Source organism: Novipirellula sp., assembly GCF_041583735.1.
Taxonomy (GTDB): domain Bacteria; phylum Planctomycetota; class Planctomycetia; order Pirellulales; family Pirellulaceae; genus Novipirellula.
The window spans coordinates 1-25,998 of sequence record NZ_JBFHFD010000014.1; the positions used below are offsets into that span (position 1 = coordinate 1).

Below are 25,998 nucleotides of genomic sequence, written 5' to 3' on the forward strand. Positions count from 1 at the left end.
GATCCCGACCTCCCCTTATTCACTCGCATTAAACGCTTGAAACAGATTTAGAATAGTTATGGCCCAATACGATGACTTAAATGTGAGCCGCATTTTCACTGTCGGAGTGATCTCGGTGGTCGTTACTGCGGTTACCGCTTTAGCGGTTCAGGTATTTTACTTCTCAATCTCGCAGTGGCACCTAGAAGCCAAGAGTGCGATGGGCAGTTATCAACGTCAAAACGAGGTGCTCAACCAGCAAGCCGAACGCATTTCGGTTTACGGTGTTGACGAGGAAACTGGCAAAATCACGATCCCGATCGACAAGGCAATGGAGCTTGTCGTGGCAGAAAGCAAAGAAGACGAAACGAAAGACGCGGATAAAAAAGCATCGAATGACCAAGTTGATCCAAACAAAGCGTAGGTTTGCTGGCAGCCACCGGGCAGTCAACCAACCGCGAACACGCAACGTCATCACTGCGGTGATGCTGTTGGTGCTCGGCTTGTGCGCCACCGCCCCGGCGGCGATGGCACAAGACGGTGGAGTGCGAGATAACGCCCCCGTCACGAACAACTTGTTACCACTCGAAGCTCGCGGAATCACAGTCGATCAAAACCTTGGCGACCTTGTTCCGCTCGATTTGCCGCTGCTCGATTCGCTCGGACGAAAAACAAAAACCGGATATTACATCGATAGCAAACGACCAACGATCATCACGCTTAACTACAGCAACTGTCCTATGCTGTGCAACGTGCAACTGAATCGTTTGGCCGATTCGCTCAACAAGCTTGATCTGAAAATTGGCGAAGACTTCCAGATATTGACGGTCAGCATCGACCCCAAAGAATCGACTGAGCGAGTTCGCGAGACGAAACAAAAATACATTGAACAACTAACGAATCATCCTAAAGCCGCCGAGGGTTGGGTCTTTTGCACCGCAAAACAACCGGTGATCACCAAACTGGCTGATGTGCTTGGATTTCGTTACCGATACGACGCAAGAACTAAAGAATACAACCATCCTGCGATGCTCGCGTTCATCTCGCCTCAAGGCGTGATCTCGCGTTACTCGCTGGCAATCGACTTTCCTACCGATCAACTGAAACTCGCACTTGTCGAAGCGGGCGAAGGAACAGTGGGGTCACCCGTCGACCAATTTATCCAGTGGTGTTACAGCTACGATCCCGATTCCAATAGTTACACCTGGCACGCTTGGCGACTAATGCGACTCGGGGGTGCTGCCATGGTTGGATTGATGCTCGCGTGTCTGGCGCCATATTGGCTGGGCCGCAAAGGAGTATCGATTGATCCGGAAGCGATGACAGACGCCGAAGTGATGACCGATGCTGACGAAAACGACACGAGCGTAAAAACCGAAACGTAACCTCGATTGCAACCAATCGAGAAATCGCCGGAGCGAATGCGACGACGCCGGCTTGAACCCAAATTTTATTTTGCAACTGACTAACAGATAAACGATGGCTATGTTACCTGCCGCATTTTCCCTGCTGAGCGATTACACCGAAGACTACGCTTGGTTTCCGGATTCCGCGTCGACGTTCGCTGCAGACTCGGATTGGCTTTATTATGCCATCACCGTCGTCTGCTTTATCTTCTTCATTCCAATTTCGATCTGCCTGTTCTACTTTGCTGCAAAGTATCGCAAGGCTAAGGGGCAGAAGGCTGATAGCCAAGTCTCGCACAACACCCCGATCGAATTGTTGTGGTCGATTGGCCCCTCCATTTTCATGGTCGGCATGTTTGTGATGGGCGCCCGAGCTTACCTCGACATGCGAACCATTCCTGAAGGTGCCAACGAAATTGGAGTGCAATCCTCCAAGTGGAGTTGGTCGATGGATTATGGTCGCGGCACCTACCATCCTGAATTGCACCTGTTGGTCAACGAGCCAGTTAAGTTGACCATGCAGAGCAGTGATGTCATTCACAGTCTGTATATCCCTGCGTTCCGCGCCAAGAAAGACATCGTTCCCGGTCGTTACAACTACATGTGGTTCCACCCCACAAAGGTGACCGAGAAAGTCAGCGACGAAGAACTCGCCAAGGCGACTCAGTGGACCAAAGAAAGTGCTACGCCTTGGGATTACGACAAATGGCAATTCACCCCCGATGGCTACCGATTCTACGACCTGTACTGTGCCGAATATTGCGGCCAAGACCATTCGCAAATGCAAACCGTTGTTGTGGTTCACGAAACACGTGAAGACCTCGACGCGTGGATCAAAAAATACAGCAGTCGTGGTACCGACACGTTGGAAGCATACGGAGAGAAACTGTATGCCCGTCGCGGTTGCGTCGGTTGCCACTCGAACAATGGCACCAGCGGAACAGGTCCAACCTACAAAGACGCATTTGGGACCATGCGTGCCTTGGCCAATGGCGAGAAGGTGATGATGGACGAGAACTACGTTCGCGAGTCGATTCTCGTGCCAAAAGCCAAGGTGGTCGCTGGCTTTCAACCTGTGATGCCTAGTTACAAGGGCCAACTGAGCGACGACGACTTGGATTCGCTGGTAGCGTACATCAAGTCGCTGTCGGCTAACGCAGTGGCGACTCCCGAAGCTTCGGCCGAGGAAAAAGCAGAAGAAAAGACTGAGTAAACCGGGTGGCGTAAACGATTGTTTTTCGCTCGTGTCTTTCGTAGATCGAGAAAAACGTCCTTGAGCCCCACCGCAGCAGCCTTCAGAATGAAGCTGTGAACCGAAACCATTTGAAATAACGACCGACGTTTGTCGGCTCAACGATAGAAGACTGACGCATTTCCTGCGTTCGACGAGGTATTTGAGATGTCTGCTGGAACCGTTCGCGACCCTGGGTTTCCCACCGAGCGAGAAAACTATCTGACGAATTCCAAGGGAATTCTGAGTTGGATGTTCACGCTCGACCACAAACGAATTGGCGTGATGTACCTGATTGGGGTCACGGTCGCGTTTGCCTTCGGCGGGCTACTCGCATTGGCGATTCGCTTGCACTTGATGGACCCTAGCGGTTGGATGTTCAAAGGTGCCAACGCGAATAACATTTACAACCAAGTGTTCACGCTGCATGGCGCGATCATGGTTTTCCTGTTCATTATTCCCAGTGTGCCTGCGGCACTCGGTAACTTCCTGGTTCCGGTGATGCTGGGGGCAAAGGACGTTGCCTTTCCCCGACTGAACTTGAGTAGTTTCTACTTGTGGGTGTTCGGGGCAATCTTCTTCGTCATGGCTCTGTTTTCGAGTGGACTCGATACAGGTTGGACGTTCTACACTCCTTACAGTACGACGACAGACACCTCGGTCATCATGGCCACGATGGGTGCGTTCATTCTCGGTTTTAGCTCGATCTTTACCGGTTTGAACTTCATCGTCACGATCAACACAATGCGTCCGCCGGGAATGACATGGTTCCGGATGCCGTTGTTCCTATGGGCAACGTACGCGACCAGCATTATTCAGGTTTTGGCGACACCGGTACTTGGTATCACGCTGCTATTGCTGATCGCCGAGCGAACGATGCAGATCGGGATTTTTAATCCTGAGTTCAATGGTGACCCGGTGACCTACCAGCACTTTTTCTGGTTCTACAGTCACCCTGCCGTCTATATCATGATTTTGCCAGCGTTCGGTATCATCAGCGAAATCATCAGCGTTCACAGCCACAAGCACATCTTTGGCTATCGCTTTATCGCCTACTCGTCCATCGCGATTGCATTGCTGGGCTTCCTGGTTTGGGGACATCACATGTTCACCGCCGGAATGAGCTCGCTGACAACCATCGTCTTTAGTGCGTTGACCTTTACGGTTTCGATTCCGTCAGCGATCAAGGTCTTCAACTGGTTGGCGACGATGTACAAAGGGTCGATTAGTTTGACCAGCCCGATGTGCTACGGCATCTCGTTCATCTTCTTGTTCACGATTGGTGGTTTAACTGGGTTGCACTTGGGAACCTTGGCGACCGACCAGCACTTGCACGATACTTACTTTGTGGTCGCTCACTTTCACTACGTGATGGTGGGTGGAACCCTGGTCGCCTTCCTTGGCGGTGTGTTCCATTGGTGGCCAAAGTTCTTCGGCAAAATGTACAACGAGACGGGTGGCCGGATTTCGGCCGTGCTCGTATTCCTTGGTTTCAACTTGACGTTCTTGCCACAGTTCGTGCTTGGTAGCCGTGGGATGCCACGACGTTACGCCACGTACGATCCCGAGTTTGCTTTCTTGCATCAAATGAGCACCTATGGTGCGATGCTGCTGGGCTTCGGCATCTTGGTCGCCTTTATCACCCTGATGCATTCGTTGTTCCGTGGCAAACGAGCTCCTGCGAACCCTTGGGGTGGAGCGACTTTGGAATGGCACTGCACCAGCCCACCGCCGTACTACAACTTTGAGCGTGCTCCGGTTGTTGGCGACCCCTATGACTTCCACGACATCGAGTGGGAAGAATCGAATGAACGTTACGTGACGGTTCAACCTGAACGTAAGCTGGCTCCTGAGTCGGATCCCGACAAATCGCCCGCTCACGCTAGCCACAAGCACTAGTTGCTAACGTTTTTGTTTGACGGCCGTCGTTTTGCGGCGGCCGTTGTCCCTGACATTTTCAACCTTTTTCCTGCTTCCAATCTTCATGTCCACTCTCGAAGCTGATTCCGCGACTGACGCTCACGGCGCTCATGATCATGACCACGATCACCCGTCGTACTTGGCGCATCATTTTGACACTCCTGAACAACAGTTCGACAGTGGCAAGCTTGGCATTTGGATCTTCCTTGTTACCGAAGTCCTGTTCTTTGGTGGCATGTTTTGCGCCTACGCGATCTTTCGCTCGTTGCGTCCCGAAGTCTTCGAGGGTTGCAGCCAGTTCCTCAACACCAAGCTTGGTGCGATCAACACCGGCGTGCTGCTGTTCAGCTCGTTGACGATGGCATGGGCCGTTCGTTGTTCACAAACCGAGAACCACAAAGGCTTGACCGCACTGCTGGCTACCACGTTGTCGTGTGCGATGGTCTTCTTGGGTGTGAAAGCGATCGAGTACTCGCACAAATTCCACATGGGATTGTTGCCTGCGGGACTCTTTAGCTACGACCCCGCTCATCCGCATCACGAAGGTGGTCCCAACTATTTGTTGTGGATCTGTTTCCCCTTCATCATCGCTCTGATCGGGGTGGCGGTTTGGTACGCGATCGCGGTACTTCAAGGTAAAAAATTCCAAGCCGCCGTCGCACTGCCTTTGATCGTCGTTTGTGCAAGCTTCTTTGGTGGCGTTGGACTGGGGACGATTCTCGAGAGTGGCGATTCGACCGAAGCTCACGCCACCGAGTCGGGCGAGCACGCTGGTGACCACCATGCGGTTGCCGCGAGTCACGAACATGCCGAAAACGCAGAACACACGAAACCAGAATCACTTGCGACGCTTGAAAACCAAGTTGCGGGAACCGAGTACGGCGTGCAAGAGCGATTGGCTACCGACGCAACCAACACCGGGGTTCAGAACGAGTTGAGTGCGATGGAGCGTCAAGCGGCGATGGCCAGCGGGTCGGCTATCGTGGGTCAATACGAAATTGATGCGACGATCGATTCGGTACCGAGTGAATTTTTGACACCGAGCCGAGCAGGGGTCTTCTTTAGCATCTACTACTGCATGACCGGAGTCCACGCGATCCACATCCTGGCGGGCATTGGTGTGTTGGTTTGGTTGTTGGTGCGATCCGTTCGCCAAGAATTCAATCACAACTACTTTGGCCCTGTCGACTATGTCGGTTTGTATTGGCACTTGGTCGACTTGATTTGGATCTACCTGTTCCCATTGTTGTATCTGATTCGCTAACGCGTTCATTGGTTTATGCGGCCCCACGTCATCGCACTCGCGGACGTATCCAACCGGGGCCTCGGCTTGACGACTAACACAACTCATTCGATTTACCGATTATGTCCGCTCACGATACCGCTTCTTCTGACCATGCCGCTGGTGAACATCGCGAAGGCTATGACTTTGCTCACCCGTTGCCGTTACCGATTTTGTTCGGCGTCTTCGCCGCGCTCGTTTTCTTGACAATCGTCACTGTCGCGCAAGCGAGTTTTAGCTTTTTCGGCGATTACGATGTGGTCGTGGTGATGGCGATCGCGACGGTCAAAGCGTCGCTTGTCGTCATGTTTTTCATGCACGTCCTGTATGACAAACCGTTCAACGCCGTCGTATTTGTCTCGTCCTTCGTGTTTCTTGGGATCTTTATCATCTTCACGCTCAGCGACAGCTTGCTGACGTCTCCCGACCAGATCCCCGTGGACGATGGCATCGTCATCACGACCACCGATTCCTAGGATCGGACTTTTTTAGACCGGAACCCGGCGCAGCGAAGTTCCGGCATGGCGGCTGAAGACGAACTCGCCATCGCTTTCGCATCCTGCGGATCTGCGTCCCAGATCTGCATCGCTTGGGGCGAATGGATCCGGCCGGCTTTCTTCTTAGATTGGCTGCAATGCGTCGCTGTAGGCGCCGCCAATGCTTAAGGCGATCCTCAAGATCAAAAAGACTAGCACCCCCATGGTGCCGAGCCAGACGATGCCGGTCGCAAGTCCTGCCAGTGTACCGACCGCTCGCTTCGCTTTCTCGTCATACTCTTGAGCGAGCATATCGATCGATTCGGCGTCGGTTCCTGACAACTCTGATATCTCCACGCGAGTGATGAATTCGTCGGGAAACAACCGCGTCACCTTCAATGCCCCCGAGAGTGAATCGCCACCGAGGATCGCCTCTTCGGCATCCCTGCCGACACTTTTGTAGTAGTCGCTATCGGTGCTTTCGAGCGCCAAATAGATCGAGCGAATCGGATCGAGTCCCGCATCCAGACTTAGCGACAAGGTCCAACAAAATCGCGACAACGTGATCGTTTGCAAAGCTGGGCCGAACACCGGAATCATGTAGAGCAGCGGAATCAAATTCTGGACCCCGCCGACATTCCGCATGAACGCCCAGATGGCCGCACCAACGAATAGCGAAAAGACAAACAAGTAACCCCACAGTTTCAAGACGCCCTGGGTGCCGGTCAGCCCGAATCCGAGCATGTCGGCCATATTAAATTGGCCCATCAACCAGATGAATAGCGACACCACCAACACGGCCAAAATCAATTGAATCGCAGGCCATGCGAGCGAACTGATAAATTTCTGACGCAGCGCCAATCGGTGTTTGTAATGCTCGGCCAGCGAAAGTAGGGCACGTTCTAGTCGCCCCGTGGCTTCGCCCACGCGAACCATCGAGATCAACAGCGGTGGAAAAAACGGTTCCTCTCGCTTCATCGATTCACTCAGCAGCTCACCCTGTTTGGCCGCCTCGCGAATCGCCACCATCGCCGCGCGTTGGCGGGGTGGCCCATATCCCGCTTCGCTCTGCAGCATCGCTAGCAAATCGGCCCCCGCCTTGATGCCGGTTCCAAATCGATAGCAAAAACCAGAGGCAGCGGACAGCTTCATTCGGCGAGAAAACACAGGACAACGGCCTCAAAAATATCGCAGCGAGTCAACAGAACCAGATCATGATCTGCCTATTGTGCCGTGTCGTGAGGCTGAAAAGTAGTCAGCGACGCTATTTCGGCCTCTGACAGCGAAAAAAGAGCCGTTTTTTGGGGGGGCGACGTCGAATCAGAAACCGCCCGCGCTCATGCTGCTGGATTCATCGATTCGCGTGATTGCCGCAAACGCTGCTGGTACTCGGACATCGATTCTTCGAGTTGGCGAAGCTGCTCGGCTGCGGTTTGGGCGAGATCGATGAAAATCGTTTTTCGCTTGCCGATCATGCACCACGACGGTTCTTGCCCATCGAGCAATTCGGTACGGACATGAAATCCCAAGTCGCGAGCTTGTTGCGTGCGACGGCGCAGTCGCTGAACCACGTTTTCCTCAGCAATTTTTGAATCACTTGGTTGATTCCGCATCGGTCGATCCATCACACAGTACGAAAGTGGCGGGGCAAAACTAAAGTGCCGGGGCAACAATAGCGTGCCGGGGCAAAAATAGCGGGCTAATGAAAACAGTTTGCCTAGTCGGAATCCTTTCGCAGCCCATGGACACCGATCGACTCGGCGAGCGTGGCAAACTATGCAGGTACGATCATACGAGGTGTAGCGGATCGACGGGCTTCGACGATAGATCATTTACAGTCGCATTGGCATCCGTGCCACCTGGTCCACCGCAGCGACTGTGTCGATGAACCGGCCGCATTCGCTCGCATGAAATCGTATCACTATGTCATCATCTCCTCTGCCATCTCGCAACGACGCTCAAGCGGAAATCCAATACCTTCGTGCGGAGATGCGGAAACTGCAAAGCCTCGCGTCGCTAGGCGAATTGATGAGCACCGCGACTCATGAATTCAACAACGTGTTGATGACGGTGATCAATTATTCGAAGTTGGGAATTCGCAATCGCGATGACGCCAGCCGCGATAAGGCGCTCAGCAAAATCCTCGAAGCGTCCGAACGAGCCGCCAAGATCACCAACACGATTTTGGCCCAAGCTCGCAATCGCAGTGAATCGATGGAGCCGACTGATTTGGCCAGCATCATCAACGATTCTTTGGTGCTGCTCGAGCGTGAGATGCGAAAGTACCGCATCAGCATCGAAACCGAAATCGATACTTCGGCTCCCAAAGCATTCGCCAGCGGCAATCAGATCCAACGCGTCTTGTTGAACCTGCTGATCAATGCACGACAATCGATGCCCGAAGGGGGCACCATCCTCGTCAAGCTTGCCCGATCGACACAGGACGAGTGGGTGGAGTTGACGATTCGCGACAGCGGTTGCGGAATCCCTAAGTCCGAACTCCCTCGCATTTTTGATTCCTTCTTTACCACGAAGGCAGGGCCCGACGAATCAGGAAAAGGGGGCACCGGCTTGGGGCTGGCCGCATGCAAAGAAATCATCGACACCCATAAAGGTCGCATCCGAGTGGAAAGCACCGTCGGTCGCGGCACCGCATTCGTGATTCGCTTACCGATCGCGAACGGACAACAAGCCGCCGCCTAAACGTGAAATAGGCTGCCAGCCTGTCACCAGTAGCAAAATACTCAAGGTAGCGAAACTTGCGAGTGAGTTTCGGTCAGCCTCCTCACCGGCAAAAGTCTTGCTGACATTCGCTACCCCCAAAATTGCATCGGACCAACAAACGAGAACAGGACCATGTTTGGACCGAGTTTCATCACCGACATTCACGATGGTCAAACGCAGTTGCGTTCGTGGAGGTGTGGCCGAATCGTGATGCAAGGTGGCCGGTTTGTCAAAGTCCAGCGGCGGCTCGTCGCGGGCAGCGTGTCGGTTGCCCAGGTGTGGTGGCAATCGAAGTATGGGCGAATGAACGACGACGTCTGTTGGCTGGATTACCATCAACCGTTTGGCATGCCCGGCTTCTTGACGCTCGACTACATTCGCTCGGGGAATCAAGCAGGCTACAAGACCTTTATCGGTGCCATCCGTGTGCTCGAAGAAATTGCCCGCATTCGCAAGGCTGCCGCGATCGTCGCTCATGTCACCAACGGCGCGATCAGCGACCGACTGCTCGAGCGAAACGGATGGCAGCGGCATCTACAACAGTGGTCCGGCCGACACTGGATCCGCCGTTTCTATGACGGGTATCCCGAATCGGCCGTGACACGTTATACCGCGTAGCAAAAGTCGCGAAGAATACCGCGTAGCGAATGTCGCGAAGACGTTCGTCACTGCCATCGCGGCATCTGAGACTCTTGGCGAGTTTCGCTACCGGAAATGTCGCTCTGGAGGTGCCTATTCGTCGTCGCGAATCTTGGCCAATACCGAGAAATCTTCGAGCGTCGACGTATCGCCACCGATTTCGTTGCCCGACGCGATATCTCGCAGCAAACGACGCATGATCTTGCCACTTCGTGTTTTCGGCAGCGATGCAGTGAACCGCAGATCATCGGGTTGCGCGAGTGCTCCGATCTGCTTCCGCACATGCTGCTTCAACTCGTTCCGCAACGCCTCGTCGGGTTCGCGATCACGGATCGTGACAAATGCCGCGATGGCTTGCCCTTTGATCTCATCGGGCCGTCCCACGACCGCCGCCTCACAAACCGCAGCGTGGCTGACCAGTGCACTTTCGACTTCAATCGTGCTGAGCCGGTGTCCTGAGACATTGATCACATCGTCGATGCGGCCCATGATCCAGTAGTAGCCATCTTTGTCTCGACGCGCGTTATCGCCGGTGAGATATTTCCCGGGAACCATCGACCAATATTGTTCGGCATAACGGTCTTCGTCACCCCAGATGCCTCGCAGCATGCCCGGCCACGGTTTGGCGATACACAGCATCCCGCCGTGGTGGTCGTCGACTTCGTTTCCGGTTTCGTCCACGATCGCAGGCACAACGCCTGGCAGCGGCGTGGTGCACGACCCCGGTTTGGTTGCTGTGATCCCCGGCAGCGGACTCATCATGATGCCGCCTGTTTCGGTTTGCCACCATGTATCGACGATCGGACAACGCTCGCCGCCAATCTTTTTGTGGTACCACATCCATGCTTCGGGATTGATCCCTTCGCCAACGCTTCCCAGCAATCGCAAACTCGATAGATCATGCTTGTCGACATGCTCGTCGCCCCATTTGATGAACGCACGAATTGCGGTCGGAGCGGTGTACAAAATCGTCACTTTGTACTTCTCGATCAGCTCCCAGAAACGATCTTCGGCAGGAAAGTTGGGTGCCCCTTCGTACATCAAACAGGTTGCCCCTGCGGACAACGGACCATAGACGATATAGGTGTGCCCGGTGATCCAGCCACAATCGGCGGTGCACCAATAGACATCGTCCTCGCGATGATCAAACACCCACTGGAACGTTCGTTTGGCCCACAGATTGTAGCCCGCCGTGGTGTGCCGAATTCCCTTGGGTTTCCCAGTGCTGCCGGAGGTATACAGGATGAATAGCGATGCTTCGCTGTCCATCGGCTGGGCAGCGATTTCACCGGGCTGAGTATCGACCACATCGTGCCACCACACGTCACGACCATCGGTCATCGCCACATCGTCTTGGCCGGTACGCTTTAGCACCAAGCAGTGTTTGACGGTGGGCGATTTTTCGAGCGCTTCGTCCACCGTTTTCTTGAGCGGCAAAATCTTGCCTCGGCGGTACAGCCCGTCCGCGGTGATCATCAATTTCGCACCGGCGTCGTTGTTCCGATCGACAATCGACTCGGCACTAAAGCCCGCAAAAATAACCGAGTGGACTGCACCAATGCGGGCACAAGCCAACATCGAGATCGCAAGCTCGGGCGTCATCGGCATGTAGATACTGACCACGTCGCCTGCGCCGACGCCGAGCTGCTTGAGTCCTTCGGCGCATTTGCAGACTTCGCGGCGAAGCTCGCTGTAGCTTAAGGTCCGCGAATCGCCCGGTTCGCCTTCCCAAATGATGGCCGCGCGATCGCCTCGGCCGGCGTCGATGTGTCGATCTAAACAGTTGTAGCTGGCGTTGGTTTTTCCACCAACAAACCACTCGGCGTGAGGCGGATTCCACTTGCACACTTCGCCGAACGGCTCGAACCAATGCAGATGCTCGAGCGCTTCTTCACGCCAAAAGTCATCCGGATTTTCAGCCGCACGCTTGTACATCTCCTGATACTGGTCCGTCGTCGAAAAAACGGCCTTCTGAGTAAATTCGGCGGGGGGCGGGAACAAACGATCTTCGGTCAGAACGTGGTCAATTTGCCCTGAGGGAGATTTGGTCATGGAGGGAAAGCCAATCAGGAAAAAGGGGGGGAATCGATCGAACGCGAAGGCCCAATCTTGATGCTTACAAACGCGTTTGCAAACGCACAGTGTAATGGAATCGGCACCACAATTTCACCACACAATGGATTTTATACCCGCATTGCGACCAGCTTACGACGGCCAACCCTCTCCATGTGCCTCCACAGCGAGCATCACCAGCCCACAAATAGGGGGCAAACGAAAAAATGGGACAATCCAATGACAAGTAAGATTGTGATTCAGGGCCCTGCTCAGGACTCGAGTCGCATCCCCCCTGCGCTTTGGACAAAGACGACTCGCGACAAACCGCCCGCCAACTTTTCAGTGCGATAGAAGAACGCCTCTTCGTCGCCGATGTTGGGTGGTTGCATGCCCAGGAATACCATCGCGGCGTTACGGCTTGTCGTCTGGATCGCTAATTCAGGATCCTTCGAAACGACGACTTTGGTAACGCCGGGGATTCTGGCTGCTTTTAATAAACCATTCAGGTGATTTCGTACATCGTCGATTCCGGCTTCGTTGTCCACGACCCGCAACAGCCGCAACTCACGTCCCCGCCAATCTTCGTTCTGCAGTAGTAGGTGTGCCAACAGCACCATCAATTCGCCATTGGCACGTCCACGCCACCAAACGTCGACCGTGCCGCTTGGGGGTTTCCAGTCATCGGCGGGTTCATCCGTGCGGCGGAGCACGACGGCACTACGCGATAGCCCTTGTAGGTTGCGCAGCAGGCCACCGAAAATCTTCATACGGTCGACCGAAAGCGGGCAACCAAGCAACACGGCGTTGGGACGCAGTCGACCTAATCCTTGGCACTGTACCAGTGCTTCGACGCCGGTCACATAGTCGCTGGCGACCACCACGGCGGGAAACGCGTTCAGCCCATGCTCGCCAATCATTGCGTGCAACATTCTTTCCTGCGAGATTCGACGCCGATGGCGATCATCCAATTCACCTTGGATGACTTGCCCGAGCGTCAAAATGCCTGTCCGTGACGTCAACCAATGTCCAAAAACCACGAGATGAGGACGCGAAAAACCGGTGCCGCTGAGCGCCAACACGAACGGTCGCCAATTTTTGGGATGATAAAGCTCGCCTTCGAGTTTCAGCAAATTCTTGCGTGTGCGTTCGAACAGCAAACCACTCGTGACGTTACCGAAATCGGCGGACAGATCGATTTTTGACAAATACCAATGCAGAGCGGCGAACAGTGAAATCGCTACAAACGCCCATTGCCAATCGATCAACAGCATGACGAGGCCACAACCGATCGCACCGGCGAGCGACGTGGTCCAGTGGCAAAATTTGAATCGAGGGCGGTAGCTCGGGTTTTTGGTGATCGATTCATAGAAGGTCGCGAGATTCAGCAGCCCATAGGTCACCAAAAATGCCATCGTGATCAGCGGTGCAATCGTGTTGAGGTCGGCAAGCAGGATGCCAGCTTGCGAGATCAAAAACGTCACAAAGATGGCGCGTCGTGGTTCCGAATTGACACCCGAGCCGATCCCTAGTGGTTGAAGCCAACGGAACAAACGGTCGCGGGCCAAGGACTGCAGAATCCGTGGTGCTCCCATCATGCTGCCCAACGCCGAAGAGATCGTTGCGGCGAATACCCCCGCAGCGATCAAAGCAGGCATCACCGCAATATCCGAGAGCACCAAGTTGTTGGTGATCAAGGTTTCGCGGTCACGACATCCGCCAATCAGAATCGCTTCAGAAATGTAGATCAGCCCGGTAACAAAGACCGCAGCGAGGGTTCCCAAGGGAATCGAGCGAGCGGGGTTACGGAGATCGCCCGACATGTTCGCTCCCGCCATAATCCCTGTCACTGCAGGAAAGAACAGCGCGAACACGGTCCAAAACGACTCACCGCCACTGAACCCGCTGCCCTTATTTTGCAGAAAGATGCCCGCGTCAAACTGCGTCCAAGCTCCAGCGTAAAACGAAAACAGGGCGAACAGCACCGCCGCTAGAATCAGAAACTGCAGCTTCATCGTCCACGCGGCGCCGATAGCCACACAGGCAAACACCGCGATATTGGTAAGTGATGCGACCAACGTAGGCGACGTTCCGTCGGGCAAATAGCCGACCAATGCTTCGGTAAACCCGATCACATACATTGCCACCGATAACGCTTGAGCGGCGAAGAAGACGAGACCGATCGCGCCGCCAAATTCTGCGCCCAAACTGCGGCTGATTAAAAAGTACGCACCGCCCCCTTCGACTTTGGTGTTGGTGGCGATCGCGGACAACGAAAGCGTGGTCAACAATGTGATCGCGTTGCTGAACAACACGATCGCCATGGTGCCGATAATCCCGGCTTGGCCAACCACAAACCCAAACCGTAAAAACATGATGACGCCAAGAATCGTCAACATGCAGGGCGTAAAGACCCCTGCGATGGTTCCGAATCCATGTCCACTTCGCTGGTTTGACGCGGTGCTACTAAGGGATGCGGAACTCATCAAGGTTTGCCATCTTGGCGAAGAGTTGATCTAGTGAAATTTTTTACGCAAAGGAGTTCAGCCGTAAGGCGGAGGAGGTCGTGTGCAAAAACCCCGCCACGCACGCATCACGGCTCGCTAAATCAACCGGACGAGCCCCCGCGCCGCACCGCTACCCAAAAGTAGATGGTATTGGGCCCCGCGGCGTGCCGCTTCGAAGCAGATCAGCAGTCTCCAACCTCTAGGAGACGTCGCGTGGTTTGAATTTAAAGTTAGAGCTTTGCGAGAAGAACTCAATCGGGTTGTCATAAACCACTTTTTTGATCAGTGATTCTCGAGTACCGCGTCGACGTAATTCAAAGATCAAATCGGGAACCGCAGTCGGTTTGCTTGGCCCCCAATCGCCCGCCGAATTCACGAGCAACCGTTCGCCTCCGGTCATTTCAATCATGTCCGCCGCTCGTTCCGGCGTACATTTTGTGACTGGATACAGCGTCATGCCTGCCCAAAAACCTCGATCAAGCACTTCGGCAATCGTATGCTCTTCGACATGATCGACAAGGACGCGGGTGCGGTCGAGTCGTTGATCGTCGGACAACATATCCAGAATCATCCGTGTGCCTTGGAATTTATCTTCCAAATGGGGCGTGTGAATCAAGATCGATTGGTTGTGTTTGATCGCCAATTCAAGATGTTCGAGGAAGATGATCGATTCGTTGCGAGTGTTCTTATTCAGCCCGATCTCGCCGATCCCGAGCACGTTGGCGGCTTCGAGGAATTCGGGGATCATTGCGATCACATCACGCGACAGCGAAACATTCTCAGCTTCCTTGGCGTTGATGCACAGCCAAGTGAAATGTTGGATCCCATACGCGGCCGCGCGTTTGGGTTCGGTTTCGGTCAGTTGGCGAAAGTAATCGCGGAACCCGTCAACACTGCCTCGGTCGTAGCCTGCCCAGAAAGCCGGCTCGCTCATCGCCACGCATCCCATCCGCGCCAGCGTCGCGTAGTCGTCGGTGGTCCGAGACACCATGTGAATGTGGGGGTCGATGTAGTCCATGGCAAATTAGCTCGAGATCAAATGGTGTGAGAGTGATAGAGGATGGTGCTTCGCAAACGGTTCCCCGGGGCCAACGGGAACGTAGTCCTAAGGGCCAATTCAATCGACTTTTAATTCTGACCGCCAAGCGGGAGAATATTTTCGCGAGAATAGCAATTGCACCCGTTCGGCACGATCGGGTTCTTCGCTCAGCAGCAACCGAATCGCATCATGAATCTTATCGCGTCGAACGCTGATGTCTTCGTCCAGCGGTGCGCCGTCTTGCAGCGAGCGATCGACGCGATCGAGTACCGCGGCGATTTCGAGCACCTTTGCTCGAACGTCCAAAAAGGATTCCTCGAGAACAATGTTTGCGGGACGTTGATTCATTGGATTAACAAAGGGTTGTAGGTTCGTGGTTGATGCCCAAGTGGGTGGTTTGCATCGCGGGTGCGAGGCCGCCGCGATCCCCGGTGCCTCACCATGATTATAGAGCATACGCCCGTGGAATCGAAACCGACAAAAAGCCGACGGCATGTCGCATGCGCGGGTTGTCTCACCCCACAAATAGGTGCCGATCGACTCGGTTATGCCGTTTGTGACGTTTGCGGTGTCGATTCACCTTGACTGAGCAACAGATTTTCCGCTGGCAATACGATTTCACGCACTTCATCAAGCTACGGTTGCCTGACGACATGATGGTGAATGTCCTTCTTGGCACGTCGGATTGATATCGAGACCCCCAACATTGTCATTTGAAGAAGAATGCAAGGTCCTTCACTCACTTTCGCAACGCTCGCAGAGTCCCGCAATGCCGCTGCGGTGGATTTGCTTTTGATCGCGCTCGAAGACAGCAGCGAAATAGTGCGGTCGCATTCCGTCGAGTCGTTGTTGCAGCGAAGCGAGCCGCATTGCGCCGAAGCGGTGCTGTCGCGATGGGATATTTTTCCACCTGATTTGTTTGGCCAACTTCGCAAGCGGAAAGCTTGGATTACGCCAGCCGTCCAGAAATCGCTGCAAGACCAAGACGACAACCTTGCTCACGCGATCAACGCGTCGGTGATGATCGGATTGTACCCATTGTTGGTCGATTTGATTCCGATTGCAGAGTCGCATTCATCCGAAACCATTCGTGAAGCCGCGACCGATGCGATTTTACAGCTGGCACATGAACTCGGGCACGAGGCACGGGCGAATCGAGACAAACCGTCGGTTCGCACTCCCGTCGTTGCCGCACTTTCCGGATCGGTCCAGCGGATCCACAAACACAAAAACGAGCAATTGATCGATGCCTTTTTGGTCAATTCGACTTGGGCCGATGCCGAATTGCGGCAATTCACATCATCCAGCTCCGAATATTGCAAAATGATCGGCAACCGATTGCTGACCACCCAGCGTGCTGGAATGGTCGAACTGTTGGCTGGGTTTATCTGTCGCCGCAACGTGCCTTCGTTCTTACTTGAGATTTTGGCCAGCCGCACGGACGACGTGTTTCGTGATTCGCTATTGCGTGCGATTGGCGAAGAACCCTCGCCGACCGTGTTAAAGAATCTGCAAGAACTCGGGATGCCCAAGTGTTGTGCCGACGATGACTCGCTAATGGATGCGATCAGTGCGAATCATCGTGCTGCTGCGATCCATGTTTACAGTCAATCAGGCGGCGATCCCTTGGTGTATCTGCGAACGATCGTAGCGGCCATTCATCGTGATGGTCACGGCTGCATTCCTGCGGCGGTTGCCGGAATGATGAAATGCAGCATACCCAATTTCGAAATTTGGCATCAAGCGGCGCTGTTGATCGCCAGCGGGAATCAAGATGCGATTGCTGCGGATCCAGTCGCGTTGCTGCTTGATCATTTGATTCAATTGCTTGACCATCAAGATGCTTCGCTGGTTCGTTCGGTTCGCCGCATCCTCAGCCCGCTGCACGCCGACGCGATGTTGCACCGATTGTCGGACATGCCCGAAAAGCATCGTCGCGCGTTGGGACGTGTGGTGATGACGATCGATACCGAAGCAATCGCACGGATACGCGACGGGCTCCGTCATCCCGTGCTCAACAAACGGATGGATGCTATCGCCGCAGCGGATGCCTTGGCCGCCGTCGATTTGCTGAGCGATTCGTTCGAGCGGATCTCTCGCGAAGACCATCAAGAAGCACGCGTGCTCGCATGCCAAGTCATGTCACGAGCCGAAAGCAACAGCACGCTATCGCTGCTTAAAGAAATGTCTGCATTGCCACCCTGTCCCGTGAGTGACGCTGCGATTAAGGCGATCCGATATCGAGAAGCGATGAAGACGTTCTAATGCCGGAAGCGATTCGCCACACATTATTTAACATCTGTACTTCACGTCTGTTTCTACTAACATCCATTCACACTGTACTTTGATTTTCGAACATGGCCAATCTAGCGTCCTTCCTGTTGTTCGCTGAAACTCGGATGAGTGACGTCAACCTGCGTTACAAAGAAACGGCGACCGCAACAAGCGATACGTCGCTATGGATGTTAATCGCCGCTGCGATCGTGATCGTTTCGTCGCTGGTTGCCTGGCAAATTCAACGTCGCGTCGCACGTAATGCCCATTCCTCGGTATCGCTGTTTAGCGACCTGTGTTACGCCCACCGGATCAATGGCAAAGGCTGCAAGTTACTGCAGACAATTGCGGATGAAGCATCGCTACAGCAGCCAGCAATGCTGTTTTTGGCCGATCATCATTTTGATTCGGCGTTGGCAACCGCAAAACAAACCATGACTCTCAAACCCGATCAACTTGCCACGATCGCCATGGTTCGTCGTCGCATGTTCTCGTGACAAACCCAACGAATCATCTATTTCGTCTTGCGATGCTGAGTGATCAGCGCGTGCATGATGTCGCTGCGACGCACGACGCCGGCTAGCTCATTCGGTTCCGCTCGACCGACGACCGGAATACAGTCATCGGTTTCGGCTTCGAACAATTCAAAAGCACGCTGTGCGGGTTCATCGGGGTAGAGAAACGATTCCGTCTCGCTCGCCAAATCCTCGGCTCGAATCAACGTCGTGACGCTTTCGTCAAACATCACGTTACTGAGCAGCGGATAGCGAATGACTCCGACCACGCGTTTTCGCTCATCAACCACCGGATAGGTGTTGTCGTGACTGTGTTCGATATGCGCGATGACCTCGTCAAAATTCGCCGATTGATGAATACCATTCGTCTTGCGTAACAAGTCGCTGACTTTGACCTTGTTGGCGACCGTGCGTTCGGGTGCATCATGACGAATCGCAGCACGAAATCGGTCGACAACCGCACGCACTTGCTCCAGCGGCGTTCGGCTAGAGTGATTGATCGCTTGAGCCAACGGGACTTCGCCGGTCCGCAACAACGATTGGCGGATAAACAGCGGTCCGATGATCTCGAACACCACCACCGATCCGAGGATGATGTCTTGTATCGGTTTGCCTAATTCGGGATCGCGGTTCGCGGCAATCGTGGATAACGCAATCGCGGCGCCGGCTTGCGCGAACAAGCATGTTCCTAGCCAATGACGCACCTCGAGCGGTTGCCGCGTCAGCCGTGCGGCACCATAGACGCCTAACCATTTTCCGGCGATACGAAGAACAATATAGAGAGCTCCGATCCCTCCGGCAGCGATAAACGCATTGGCGTCCAAGTGGGTTCCGTGGACGGCAAAGAAAACGACCGCAAGTAGTCCGGACAAGTGGTCCAATTCGCCGACGATCTTGTTTTTCATGTCCGACGTATTGGCAACCGTCACTCCCATCACCAAGAACGTGACCATGTAGGGCAGGTGCAGCGAATCACATGCACCCAGTAAAAAAGTCGTGGTCGCCATCAGCAGCACCAACCAGCGGCTGAATTTTAAAAGTCCGCATCCGTAGCTGATGATCAAGCCGCCGGCGACACCCAGCGCAAAGGCAGTCCCCAGATTCGAGACCAGCCATCGCAGTTCGCTGGTGATCGTGACGTCCAATTTTCCTTGGAACAGATGGATCAGAAGAAAGGCGAACTCGAACAACACGATACAGGCAAAATTATTGACAGCGACCAGAAAACCGGTGCTCTCGGTGACCGGGCCTTCGGAGCGAAATTCCTTCAACACCAAGATCGTCGTCGCCGGTGCGGTGGCAACCGCCAAGCATCCCAGCAAGATCGAAGTGCTGCTGCCATAGCCAAATAGTTTTAGTCCGAGGGTCACCAACCCGCAGGTCAACAGGATTTCGGCTGCCGATAACGCCAGACAGTGAGCGGCGATTCGCCGCACCTTGGAGAACGTAAATTCGCACCCCAAATTAAACAGCACAATCGCCATCGCAAACTCGAGTACCGGCTCGAGCCCGTCGACATGGACTTCGGGAATCCAGTCCAGAACGCTGGGGCCAACCAACAGCCCCACCAGCAGATAGGCGGTGACTTTGGGCAGATGGAACACATCAGCGAACACGCCCGCAGCCAGACTGACGCCCAGCAATAGCCCTAGCGTGCTCGTGATATGTAAATGAAAATCACCCATAACCTGACCTGTTCCGATGCCGCTGGTAAAAGCCCAGCGGAAATCAGAAGACGGTTCCGGCCTTAGGGCAATCGACAGACCGTTTGGCTACGGGGGTATAGCGAAGTGATCTGTCCAACGAAGGAATCATGTTGTAGCGAATTCCGCCCCCCCTCGCGACACGGCTTGGGGGCAACCATGCTGTGTTTCATTGACGCGTTATTCTGCCGCGTCGTCCTTCGCTTCGCCTTCTTCGTCCTTTACTTCGGCATCGTCATCAGGTTCGCCCAGTGTCTCGGCTAGCAGTTTGTCGAGCGTTTTGCCGCGAGCACTCAGCGAGATAACTTTCCCTTCGCCGTTGACCAGGATCGCGGTGGGAATTCCCGAGACGCCGTAGTGAACCGCCATCGGATGCTGCCATCCTTTGCTGTCGGGTTCAAAGTTGACCAAGTTCACCCAGGGGATCTCTTCTTTTTCAACGTACGACTCGTACGCTTCGGAGGTGCTGTCCATGTTGATCCCAACGATGGCAAACCCAGCGTCGCCAAATTTCTCGAGGTTCTTTTTCATGTTGGGAACTTCGCCGCGACAAGGCCCACACCAGCTGGCCCAATAATCGACGAGCACCACTTTGCCACGATAGGCACTCCAATCGAACGTTTCCCCATCGGCGGTCGTGCCGCTGAGTTCAAAGAAGTTGCCGGGCAAACGCAATCGACGTGCCGCACCGGCGGCTCGCGGTGCGGCGTCACGCAGCTTGGCGTCCTCGGCTTTTTCTAATCGCGACGCAAGGGATTCGTAGAATGAGGCCGCCAATTCGGTGTTGTCACCGTAGCCAATCGCATATGCGAGCTGCGACGCCATTCGGTAATTCGTTTGATCAATCCCACCTTCGTCGATGATCGCCAGTACCTTGTCAACAAGCTCGCGTTTCTTTTCGTCCGACGCAGTGCGGACGGATTGAATTTCTTGCTTGAGTTGTTCCGCCGCGGCGAGTCGCTGAATTTCGGCACGAGGATCTTTCGCCAGCTCCTCGATGTACGTAGCCAATCGATCTCGAGCCAGCGGCGAGAAACGTGCCAACATCGCCTGTGCGACTAATGCTTCGTTAATCGCTTTGAGTTCATCTTCGAGCGAGAGGTCTTCGATGCCGCGAATTTTTTCGGTCGTATCAAAGACACCTTGCATCGATCGCATGACGGTCTCGAGTGTGCGACCACGCTCGCCTTTAACCTTGTCGATAAAGACAAACAATTCTTCTGCCGTCCCGTCGGGGACTTCGATCGGCTTGACTTCTTCTTTCTCTTTTTCTTCCCCAGCGGCCTTTTCTGTCTTGTTGGTCTCGCTTGCCGCGTCCGCTTTGTCATCGGCAAAGCTGGTGGACGCTGTCATGGGGATTGCGAGCGCGGAGGCGACAAGCACGACTCCGCATCTCGTCCAACTGCAAACCATCCGTTGCCAAATTGTCGGAGCCAATCCTTGACGCTCATTGTTTCGTGACCACAGTGCCATGGTAAAACTCTTCTGCGATGAGAGGTTTCGGGATCGAAGTCGCCCTGATCGCTCGGCTGGCGAGCCCTGACAGGCGAATCACAGAGGTTATTTATACACCTAAGTCACGCCGAAATGATGCTTCCGAAGGTAGTTCAAACCAGTTTTGTAACAATTCCAAAGCTAGCGAGAGGGCTATTCTGTACCGCTCGGCAGGTTGGTAAGCGGTGCAATTTGCACCCCTTTTTCGTTGACCAACAGCACTCCGATCACCTTTTCGTCGCGGCTGGAAATCACCGCGGCGCCATGCCAAACCTCACGGCTGAACCTCGCCTCGCTACAGTTCCAAAGGGCACCGCTATTCGTTAATTGCTCGGCTCCGATCATTTCGATCACGACATCGGATTCACTATCGCCAGAACGCCGGCTGACGGCAAAACAGTCTTCGGGCCCCTGCGGAATCCGCATCCGATCGGCCGCAACAACCTGCTTCGGTGAAACCGCTTTCTCTGCGAGTTGGAACACCGAGATGCCATCGGGCGACTCGGGAGAGACGGGAGCATCGAGAACGGACTCGGCATTATTCCCGCGGTATGTCAATTGATACGAGCCTTCGACAGCGTTCGCCTTGTTCGCGATTAGATCCGAGGGAACGAGGATGCCTTGGCCCTGATTGGAAAGCGATACGGCCAGAGCTGCAGCGTGATCCGATCGCGTCCGCGTAATCCCAAAATAGGTCTGCTTCCACGTGGCAACCACCGCTGCCATCGGCGGCGGTGAATGAGACAACAGATTCAGCGGCATCGCAGATTCGAGCCACGCGTCGTCACGCCGGCGGTGCAGCGTAAAAACGTCGCCCGGCTGGACATCGTCATCGGAGACAATCGGGCCAGGAGTCATGAAAGCGATGCCGCCTCGTGCAATCGTCGTCAACGACTCAGCCGAAAATTCGAACCCGGTCACGTCCAGCCCCATTTGCACGCCGCTGGTCACCCAGAATTTTGAATTGCGAGAAAGCAGTCGGGTGTGCCGCTGGTCCACCCGTACGCGGATATCGACATGCATCGCATCAGGCGTCAAACTGCTCGAGAGAACTTGCCCAACATCGATCCCTCGCCATGTTAGCGGCGATCCAGGGTGGACGCCCCAGCGATCGTCGCCTCGTAAAACGAGTTCAATGCCGCCGCGGCCTAAATCGTCGGGCGGTTTTGCATTGAGTCCGGTAAATTCAAATTGTTTCTGTGCGGGATTGCCTGGGATTACCGCGATGTACTTTGGCCCCACCGCCGTCTCTAGTCCGCTGACGCCAGTGATGGCAACTTCAGGTCGAACGATCCAAAAACGAGATCCTTCACACGCGACCGCCGAGGACGCTTCATCCAGGACCGCCGTGACATCAATCCCGTTAAGATCTTGGCGAAGCGAAACCTTTTCAACCATCCCAATTTGAATTCCGCGATGACGAATCGAGTCGCCGGGTTTCAAACCATGCCCATCGTCAAAATGCAAAACGATTTGCGTTCCGGGTGGATCGGACGAATACCAAGTCAATCCGATTGCGATGGCTAAGCAGACCAGCGTCAACAACCACATTGGCGAGTGACGGCGGAACCACGCCAGACGGGGTTTGGCAAGTTCCGCAACGGGAAAGTCTGCGTCGTTTTGGTCGCGATCACTCATTCTGTTTCTTCCCAAATCGAATGGGGGTCAAACGACAACGACGCGATCATGCTCATCGCCACACACAATGTGAACGCAACCACCGCCGGGCCAAATTGAAAATGAACGAGGTTGCCAAGCTTGACCATCATCACCAAAAATGCCAGCAGCATGACATCCATCATGCTCCACTTGCCAACGTGTTCCATCAATCGCAGCGTGAACGCCTTGTGCCGTCGCTGTAACACTTCGAGCCAGCTGAGTTCGACGAGCAGCACGATTTTCGTCAGCGGAAAGAGGATCGAAAACAACAGCACCACGCCACCGACGAAGTAGTTGCCGTGATGGAATAGGTCGAGAATACCGCTCAGAATGCTCTGTTCATTACGTTGCCCCAAACGCTCGATCTCGAGGATCGGCAGCAGCACGGCAGGCCAAAACAGGATAAACGCGGCAACCGAGGCGGCCGCCGTTCGGCTAGCACTTTGATGCGATGGAGTCGCATCGGCAAGGATCGATTTACACCGTGTGCACTGAGCGCGGTCGCCCGCCTGCAATGCAGGCAATTGATGAATCAAACCACAGCAATGACAAGCTCGATACTGCATCCGTCGCTTTGGCGTCCTGTTTGGCATCCTGAGGGTTCGAAAATGGAGGGCTCGCCCCGCAGCCGACTACGGCAATTTCAGTAGCCGCTGAGATTCTTCGAGCAAGAAATCAACGTCCATGAACGGTTCGTAGCCGATGTCTTGCCACCGCACCCGATCTCGTGAATCGATCAGGAAGGTACCGTGTAACGGCTGGTTTTCAAAGTCGTCCCAGCAGCGGTATGACTTGAAAATCACTTGTTTGGCGTCGGCAATCAACGGGATCTCAACAGGCTTGTCAAAATTGTCGATTCCAGTTTTAAGCGTCTCGTGATCTTCGGTGCTGATTGCCACGATATCGATTCCCGCCTTACGAAAATCGTCAATCCTTGGCGACAACGCGTGCAGTTGTTCCATGCAGTGCAGGCAACCAAATCCGAGATAGAAAACGACGATCCGAGGTCGACCGCCAAACTCTTCGGCACTCGTTAGCGTTCCATCGGGCAGTTTCCCTTCCCACGTCGGCGCCTCGTAGGTTTGCCAGCGGAACGGGCCAAGTTTGTCCAGAGCAGGCCGCTCACCCAGATCCGCCGCCGGTTCGCGTGGGATTCGCCAATCCCCCTGGACTCCCGCTGCCTTGGCAATATGACTCAGTCGTGCCAATAGCGGTGTGTCGATGTCCGCATCGGCGGCCAGCGTCCGCAGCGTTTCGAATTGCTTGATGGCTTCCTCTTTTTGTTCATTTCGCCATAGCAGATCGACTAGAATTGCCAGCGGTCGCACCTCGCCCTGACGCTTTTTATGTTCGCGTTTGGCAATCTCAAGCGCTCCCTTCAAATCACGTGCGTCGGCCAACCAGCGAGCTTCGATCAGCGGTTCGAGCTTGGCCTGCTTGGCATGCGTCTTGAACTTTGCCTCGTCGCGGCGATGCGACGCCGCTGCGGCAGACACGCGAGCAATGATCGTCCGCAGCGTTTTAAGATGCGACTTGATCTGCTCGGGCGTCTCTTTCTTGTCCGTTTTTTCTTCTTCGACATCCTCCGCGGTATCTTCGTCCGCTTGGTCGTCCGACGCTTCTTCGTCCGACGCTTCTTTGTCCGTTTCTTTTTCGGCAGCCGATTCATCGGCCAAATCGAGCAGTTTTGTTTCCAAGGCGAGACGGCGACGACTCAGCGAGCGAAGTGTTTTGGCACCACGTGCCCCGTTGCCGGTACGGAAATGGGCGACGGCTAACCACCCCAACCATTCCTCTTGTTGCCCCGCGTCCGATGTGGGCGGCAAATAGTAACCGCCCGACTCTTTGATCAATTCGTCCCACAACGCGTACTGCGATAGAATCTGCAGCAACCGTTCGCGTCCGTACTTGTAGCTGCCTCGTTTATCAAGCGTGTTGTATTTGGGATGTTGCGGCAACGAGACAAGGTTCTGGGCTTGATCGATGGCGTCGCGAACACGGCCAATATTGATCAAGTTGCGTATTAGCCATTCGTTGTTATGAGCAAAGTTATGGATCTGGTCAGGCATCAACCGGGCACGTGTCATATGTGCGTGGTCGACTCGCGCCGATGCTTCCTGTTGCCAAGCTGCGTCAGCGTAGCGATGAAGTTTGGAATAGATGTGTCCGGGCATGTGCCACATGTGAGCCACACCCGGCATCGAGGGTCCACAGTTTGCCGCCGACTGGAGTGCCAATTTGGGCTGCGCCGAATCCCATAGATGGATGCGGTAATGATGAACAGGATGCATCGGATCGACTGCAAAGATCTCGCTTAGCAATGCGTTGACCGCGTAACGGCTGGTCAACTTGACGCCTTCGCGGTCACCCAGCCAGATTTGCAGCACCAAAAATGCTTTGGCTTCGATGTCATCAGGATATTCGTGCAAGATCTTTTCGAGATCGGCGATAAAGTTTTCCGCTCGTTTCTTCTTGGCGTCGCTGTCATCTTTCGGAGCGTCATCACCAAATTTTGGCAAATAACGATTGAGTGCATCGATATAAAGTTTTTCGCGTTTGTCAGCTCCCTTGTCCTTCTTCTCGAGTGCTTTGTCAATCAGTCCGCGAGCCCGTTTGCGATTGTTGACGTTGGCCATTGCCATGCCCCAATAGGCAATCGCCATTTCGGGATCTTCTTTGGCCGCTTGTCGAAACGAACGCTCGGCTTCGAGGTACCAGAACCCGTGCAGCTGCGCAACGCCTTGCTCAAAAAACTGCTGAGCCCGCTCGGACTTGGTCGACGTGGGGAAGTTGATCTTGGCGAGCCCTGGAATCAGAACCGCTTTTTGACGCGGTCCCTCATTAAAGGCTTCGCCGTGAAAGCTGTGCCCCGCCTCGGTAGACGAGTCGTCATGTTCGTCGCTGGCGGACGGTTCCATCGCCCACAGCGGAGACGGGCCGCACAGAAAACAAAGCAGGGGAATTGCAACCAAAGAGCGCAGATTCATGGTGAGGCAGGATTTTTTTGGGAGGGAAGGAAACCGCGAGTGCCCGCATTGTAATCAATGATTCCGAGGCAACCGACACCTGGGATCACCTATTTTCTAAATGCACACACC

The 25,998-nt window shown here is 54.4% G+C and carries 21 protein-coding genes; 10 read left to right on the top strand and 11 right to left on the bottom strand.

Translation table 11 applies throughout. The features are described 5' to 3' along the window. The first annotated feature begins 58 nt into the window (after positions 1–58). From ABX962_RS02460 to ABX962_RS02485, 6 genes are all read left to right on the top strand, one after another. Entirely contained in the window at positions 59–403 is a 345-nt protein-coding gene (locus ABX962_RS02460; protein WP_372716283.1) for a hypothetical protein, read from the top strand. Continuing rightward, positions 375–1,364, top strand: coding sequence for an SCO family protein (locus ABX962_RS02465; RefSeq protein ID WP_372716285.1), 990 nt, complete (start codon positions 375–377; stop codon positions 1,362–1,364). Before ABX962_RS02460 ends, ABX962_RS02465 begins: the two co-directional genes overlap by 29 nt. A 94-nt stretch (positions 1,365–1,458) precedes the next feature. Further along, a complete protein-coding gene (locus ABX962_RS02470) occupies positions 1,459–2,598 on the top strand; it encodes a cytochrome c oxidase subunit II (protein ID WP_372716287.1) in 1,140 nt (379 codons plus the stop codon). A gap of 186 nt (positions 2,599–2,784) precedes the next feature. Next, positions 2,785–4,515: a cbb3-type cytochrome c oxidase subunit I gene (locus tag ABX962_RS02475; protein WP_372716289.1), complete on the top strand. Its 1,731-nt coding sequence runs from the start codon at positions 2,785–2,787 to the stop codon at positions 4,513–4,515. 85 nt (positions 4,516–4,600) lie between these two features. Beyond that, on the top strand, positions 4,601–5,800 hold the full coding sequence (locus tag ABX962_RS02480) for a cytochrome c oxidase subunit 3 (protein ID WP_372716291.1): 1,200 nt from the start codon (positions 4,601–4,603) through the stop codon (positions 5,798–5,800). 101 nt (positions 5,801–5,901) lie between these two features. Beyond that, positions 5,902–6,294: a cytochrome C oxidase subunit IV family protein gene (locus ABX962_RS02485; protein WP_372716293.1), complete on the top strand. Its 393-nt coding sequence runs from the start codon at positions 5,902–5,904 to the stop codon at positions 6,292–6,294. Between the two features lie 144 nt (positions 6,295–6,438). Here the strand turns inward: ABX962_RS02485 and ABX962_RS02490 are convergent, their stop codons facing one another. Beyond that, positions 6,439–7,461: a type II secretion system F family protein gene (locus ABX962_RS02490; RefSeq protein WP_372716295.1), complete on the bottom strand. Its 1,023-nt coding sequence runs from the start codon at positions 7,459–7,461 to the stop codon at positions 6,439–6,441. Positions 7,462–7,631: 170 nt separating this feature from the next. After that, on the bottom strand, positions 7,632–8,126 hold the full coding sequence (locus ABX962_RS02495) for a hypothetical protein (protein ID WP_372716297.1): 495 nt from the start codon (positions 8,124–8,126) through the stop codon (positions 7,632–7,634). Between the two features lie 91 nt (positions 8,127–8,217). On the opposite strand from ABX962_RS02495, the gene ABX962_RS02500 reads away from it, so the two are divergent. Together ABX962_RS02500 and ABX962_RS02505 are read left to right on the top strand one after the other, a co-directional pair. Continuing rightward, positions 8,218–8,997 carry a sensor histidine kinase gene (locus ABX962_RS02500; protein WP_372716299.1) on the top strand — a complete coding sequence of 260 codons (780 nt, stop codon included), beginning with the start codon at positions 8,218–8,220 and terminating at the stop codon, positions 8,995–8,997. Positions 8,998–9,150: 153 nt separating this feature from the next. Beyond that, positions 9,151–9,636 carry a hypothetical protein gene (locus tag ABX962_RS02505; RefSeq protein WP_372716301.1) on the top strand — a complete coding sequence of 162 codons (486 nt, stop codon included), beginning with the start codon at positions 9,151–9,153 and terminating at the stop codon, positions 9,634–9,636. Between the two features lie 114 nt (positions 9,637–9,750). On the opposite strand, the gene acs is transcribed toward ABX962_RS02505, so the two are convergent. The 4 genes from acs to ABX962_RS02525 all read right to left on the bottom strand — a co-directional run bounded on the left by acs (position 9,751) and on the right by ABX962_RS02525 (position 15,603). Further along, complete coding sequence (acs, locus tag ABX962_RS02510) at positions 9,751–11,709, bottom strand: acetate--CoA ligase (RefSeq protein WP_372716303.1); 1,959 nt, start codon at positions 11,707–11,709, stop codon at positions 9,751–9,753. A gap of 272 nt (positions 11,710–11,981) precedes the next feature. After that, entirely contained in the window at positions 11,982–14,195 is a 2,214-nt protein-coding gene (locus ABX962_RS02515; RefSeq protein WP_372716305.1) for an amino acid permease, read from the bottom strand. Positions 14,196–14,415: 220 nt separating this feature from the next. Beyond that, the gene (locus ABX962_RS02520; RefSeq protein ID WP_372716307.1) at positions 14,416–15,234 is read right to left on the bottom strand and encodes a TatD family hydrolase; all 819 of its coding nucleotides are present in this window, start codon (positions 15,232–15,234) and stop codon (positions 14,416–14,418) included. A 99-nt stretch (positions 15,235–15,333) separates the two neighbouring features. Continuing rightward, positions 15,334–15,603, bottom strand: a complete 270-nt coding sequence (locus ABX962_RS02525; protein ID WP_372716309.1) for a hypothetical protein — start codon at positions 15,601–15,603, stop codon at positions 15,334–15,336. Between the two features lie 375 nt (positions 15,604–15,978). Here ABX962_RS02525 and ABX962_RS02530 point away from each other — a divergent pair, with 375 nt between their 5' ends. Together ABX962_RS02530 and ABX962_RS02535 are read left to right on the top strand one after the other, a co-directional pair. Beyond that, positions 15,979–17,520: a hypothetical protein gene (locus ABX962_RS02530; RefSeq protein WP_372716310.1), complete on the top strand. Its 1,542-nt coding sequence runs from the start codon at positions 15,979–15,981 to the stop codon at positions 17,518–17,520. A 92-nt stretch (positions 17,521–17,612) separates the two neighbouring features. Next, positions 17,613–18,026 carry a hypothetical protein gene (locus ABX962_RS02535; RefSeq protein WP_372716312.1) on the top strand — a complete coding sequence of 138 codons (414 nt, stop codon included), beginning with the start codon at positions 17,613–17,615 and terminating at the stop codon, positions 18,024–18,026. 17 nt (positions 18,027–18,043) lie between these two features. Here the strand turns inward: ABX962_RS02535 and ABX962_RS02540 are convergent, their stop codons facing one another. The 5 genes from ABX962_RS02540 to ABX962_RS02560 form a co-directional block, all read right to left on the bottom strand. Next, positions 18,044–19,729, bottom strand: a complete 1,686-nt coding sequence (locus ABX962_RS02540; RefSeq protein ID WP_372716314.1) for a cation:proton antiporter — start codon at positions 19,727–19,729, stop codon at positions 18,044–18,046. A gap of 198 nt (positions 19,730–19,927) precedes the next feature. Further along, complete coding sequence (locus tag ABX962_RS02545) at positions 19,928–21,220, bottom strand: TlpA family protein disulfide reductase (RefSeq protein WP_372716316.1); 1,293 nt, start codon at positions 21,218–21,220, stop codon at positions 19,928–19,930. A gap of 174 nt (positions 21,221–21,394) precedes the next feature. Further along, positions 21,395–22,879, bottom strand: a complete 1,485-nt coding sequence (locus tag ABX962_RS02550) for an MlaD family protein (protein WP_372716318.1) — start codon at positions 22,877–22,879, stop codon at positions 21,395–21,397. Beyond that, positions 22,876–23,493: a paraquat-inducible protein A gene (locus tag ABX962_RS02555; protein ID WP_372716320.1), complete on the bottom strand. Its 618-nt coding sequence runs from the start codon at positions 23,491–23,493 to the stop codon at positions 22,876–22,878. The genes ABX962_RS02550 and ABX962_RS02555 overlap by 4 nt, the downstream gene beginning before the upstream one ends. A 39-nt stretch (positions 23,494–23,532) precedes the next feature. Then, positions 23,533–25,887, bottom strand: a complete 2,355-nt coding sequence (locus ABX962_RS02560) for a redoxin domain-containing protein (protein WP_372716322.1) — start codon at positions 25,885–25,887, stop codon at positions 23,533–23,535. Positions 25,888–25,998 lie beyond the last annotated feature (111 nt).

Excerpts from the sequence above, each read along its gene's own strand:
- ABX962_RS02460 (WP_372716283.1), top strand. The coding sequence starts at position 59 with ATGGCCCAATACGATGACTTAAATGTGAGCCGCATTTTCACTGTCGGA.
- ABX962_RS02465 (WP_372716285.1), top strand. The coding sequence starts at position 375 with ATGACCAAGTTGATCCAAACAAAGCGTAGGTTTGCTGGCAGCCACCGG.
- ABX962_RS02470 (WP_372716287.1), top strand. The coding sequence starts at position 1,459 with ATGGCTATGTTACCTGCCGCATTTTCCCTGCTGAGCGATTACACCGAA.
- ABX962_RS02475 (WP_372716289.1), top strand. The coding sequence starts at position 2,785 with ATGTCTGCTGGAACCGTTCGCGACCCTGGGTTTCCCACCGAGCGAGAA.
- ABX962_RS02480 (WP_372716291.1), top strand. The coding sequence starts at position 4,601 with ATGTCCACTCTCGAAGCTGATTCCGCGACTGACGCTCACGGCGCTCAT.
- ABX962_RS02485 (WP_372716293.1), top strand. The coding sequence starts at position 5,902 with ATGTCCGCTCACGATACCGCTTCTTCTGACCATGCCGCTGGTGAACAT.
- ABX962_RS02495 (WP_372716297.1), bottom strand. The coding sequence starts at position 8,126 with ATGATCTATCGTCGAAGCCCGTCGATCCGCTACACCTCGTATGATCGT.
- ABX962_RS02500 (WP_372716299.1), top strand. The coding sequence starts at position 8,218 with ATGTCATCATCTCCTCTGCCATCTCGCAACGACGCTCAAGCGGAAATC.
- ABX962_RS02505 (WP_372716301.1), top strand. The coding sequence starts at position 9,151 with ATGTTTGGACCGAGTTTCATCACCGACATTCACGATGGTCAAACGCAG.
- acs (WP_372716303.1), bottom strand. The coding sequence starts at position 11,709 with ATGACCAAATCTCCCTCAGGGCAAATTGACCACGTTCTGACCGAAGAT.
- ABX962_RS02515 (WP_372716305.1), bottom strand. The coding sequence starts at position 14,195 with ATGAGTTCCGCATCCCTTAGTAGCACCGCGTCAAACCAGCGAAGTGGA.
- ABX962_RS02520 (WP_372716307.1), bottom strand. The coding sequence starts at position 15,234 with ATGGACTACATCGACCCCCACATTCACATGGTGTCTCGGACCACCGAC.
- ABX962_RS02525 (WP_372716309.1), bottom strand. The coding sequence starts at position 15,603 with ATGAATCAACGTCCCGCAAACATTGTTCTCGAGGAATCCTTTTTGGAC.
- ABX962_RS02530 (WP_372716310.1), top strand. The coding sequence starts at position 15,979 with ATGCAAGGTCCTTCACTCACTTTCGCAACGCTCGCAGAGTCCCGCAAT.
- ABX962_RS02535 (WP_372716312.1), top strand. The coding sequence starts at position 17,613 with ATGGCCAATCTAGCGTCCTTCCTGTTGTTCGCTGAAACTCGGATGAGT.
- ABX962_RS02540 (WP_372716314.1), bottom strand. The coding sequence starts at position 19,729 with ATGGGTGATTTTCATTTACATATCACGAGCACGCTAGGGCTATTGCTG.
- ABX962_RS02545 (WP_372716316.1), bottom strand. The coding sequence starts at position 21,220 with ATGGCACTGTGGTCACGAAACAATGAGCGTCAAGGATTGGCTCCGACA.
- ABX962_RS02550 (WP_372716318.1), bottom strand. The coding sequence starts at position 22,879 with ATGAGTGATCGCGACCAAAACGACGCAGACTTTCCCGTTGCGGAACTT.
- ABX962_RS02555 (WP_372716320.1), bottom strand. The coding sequence starts at position 23,493 with ATGCCAAACAGGACGCCAAAGCGACGGATGCAGTATCGAGCTTGTCAT.
- ABX962_RS02560 (WP_372716322.1), bottom strand. The coding sequence starts at position 25,887 with ATGAATCTGCGCTCTTTGGTTGCAATTCCCCTGCTTTGTTTTCTGTGC.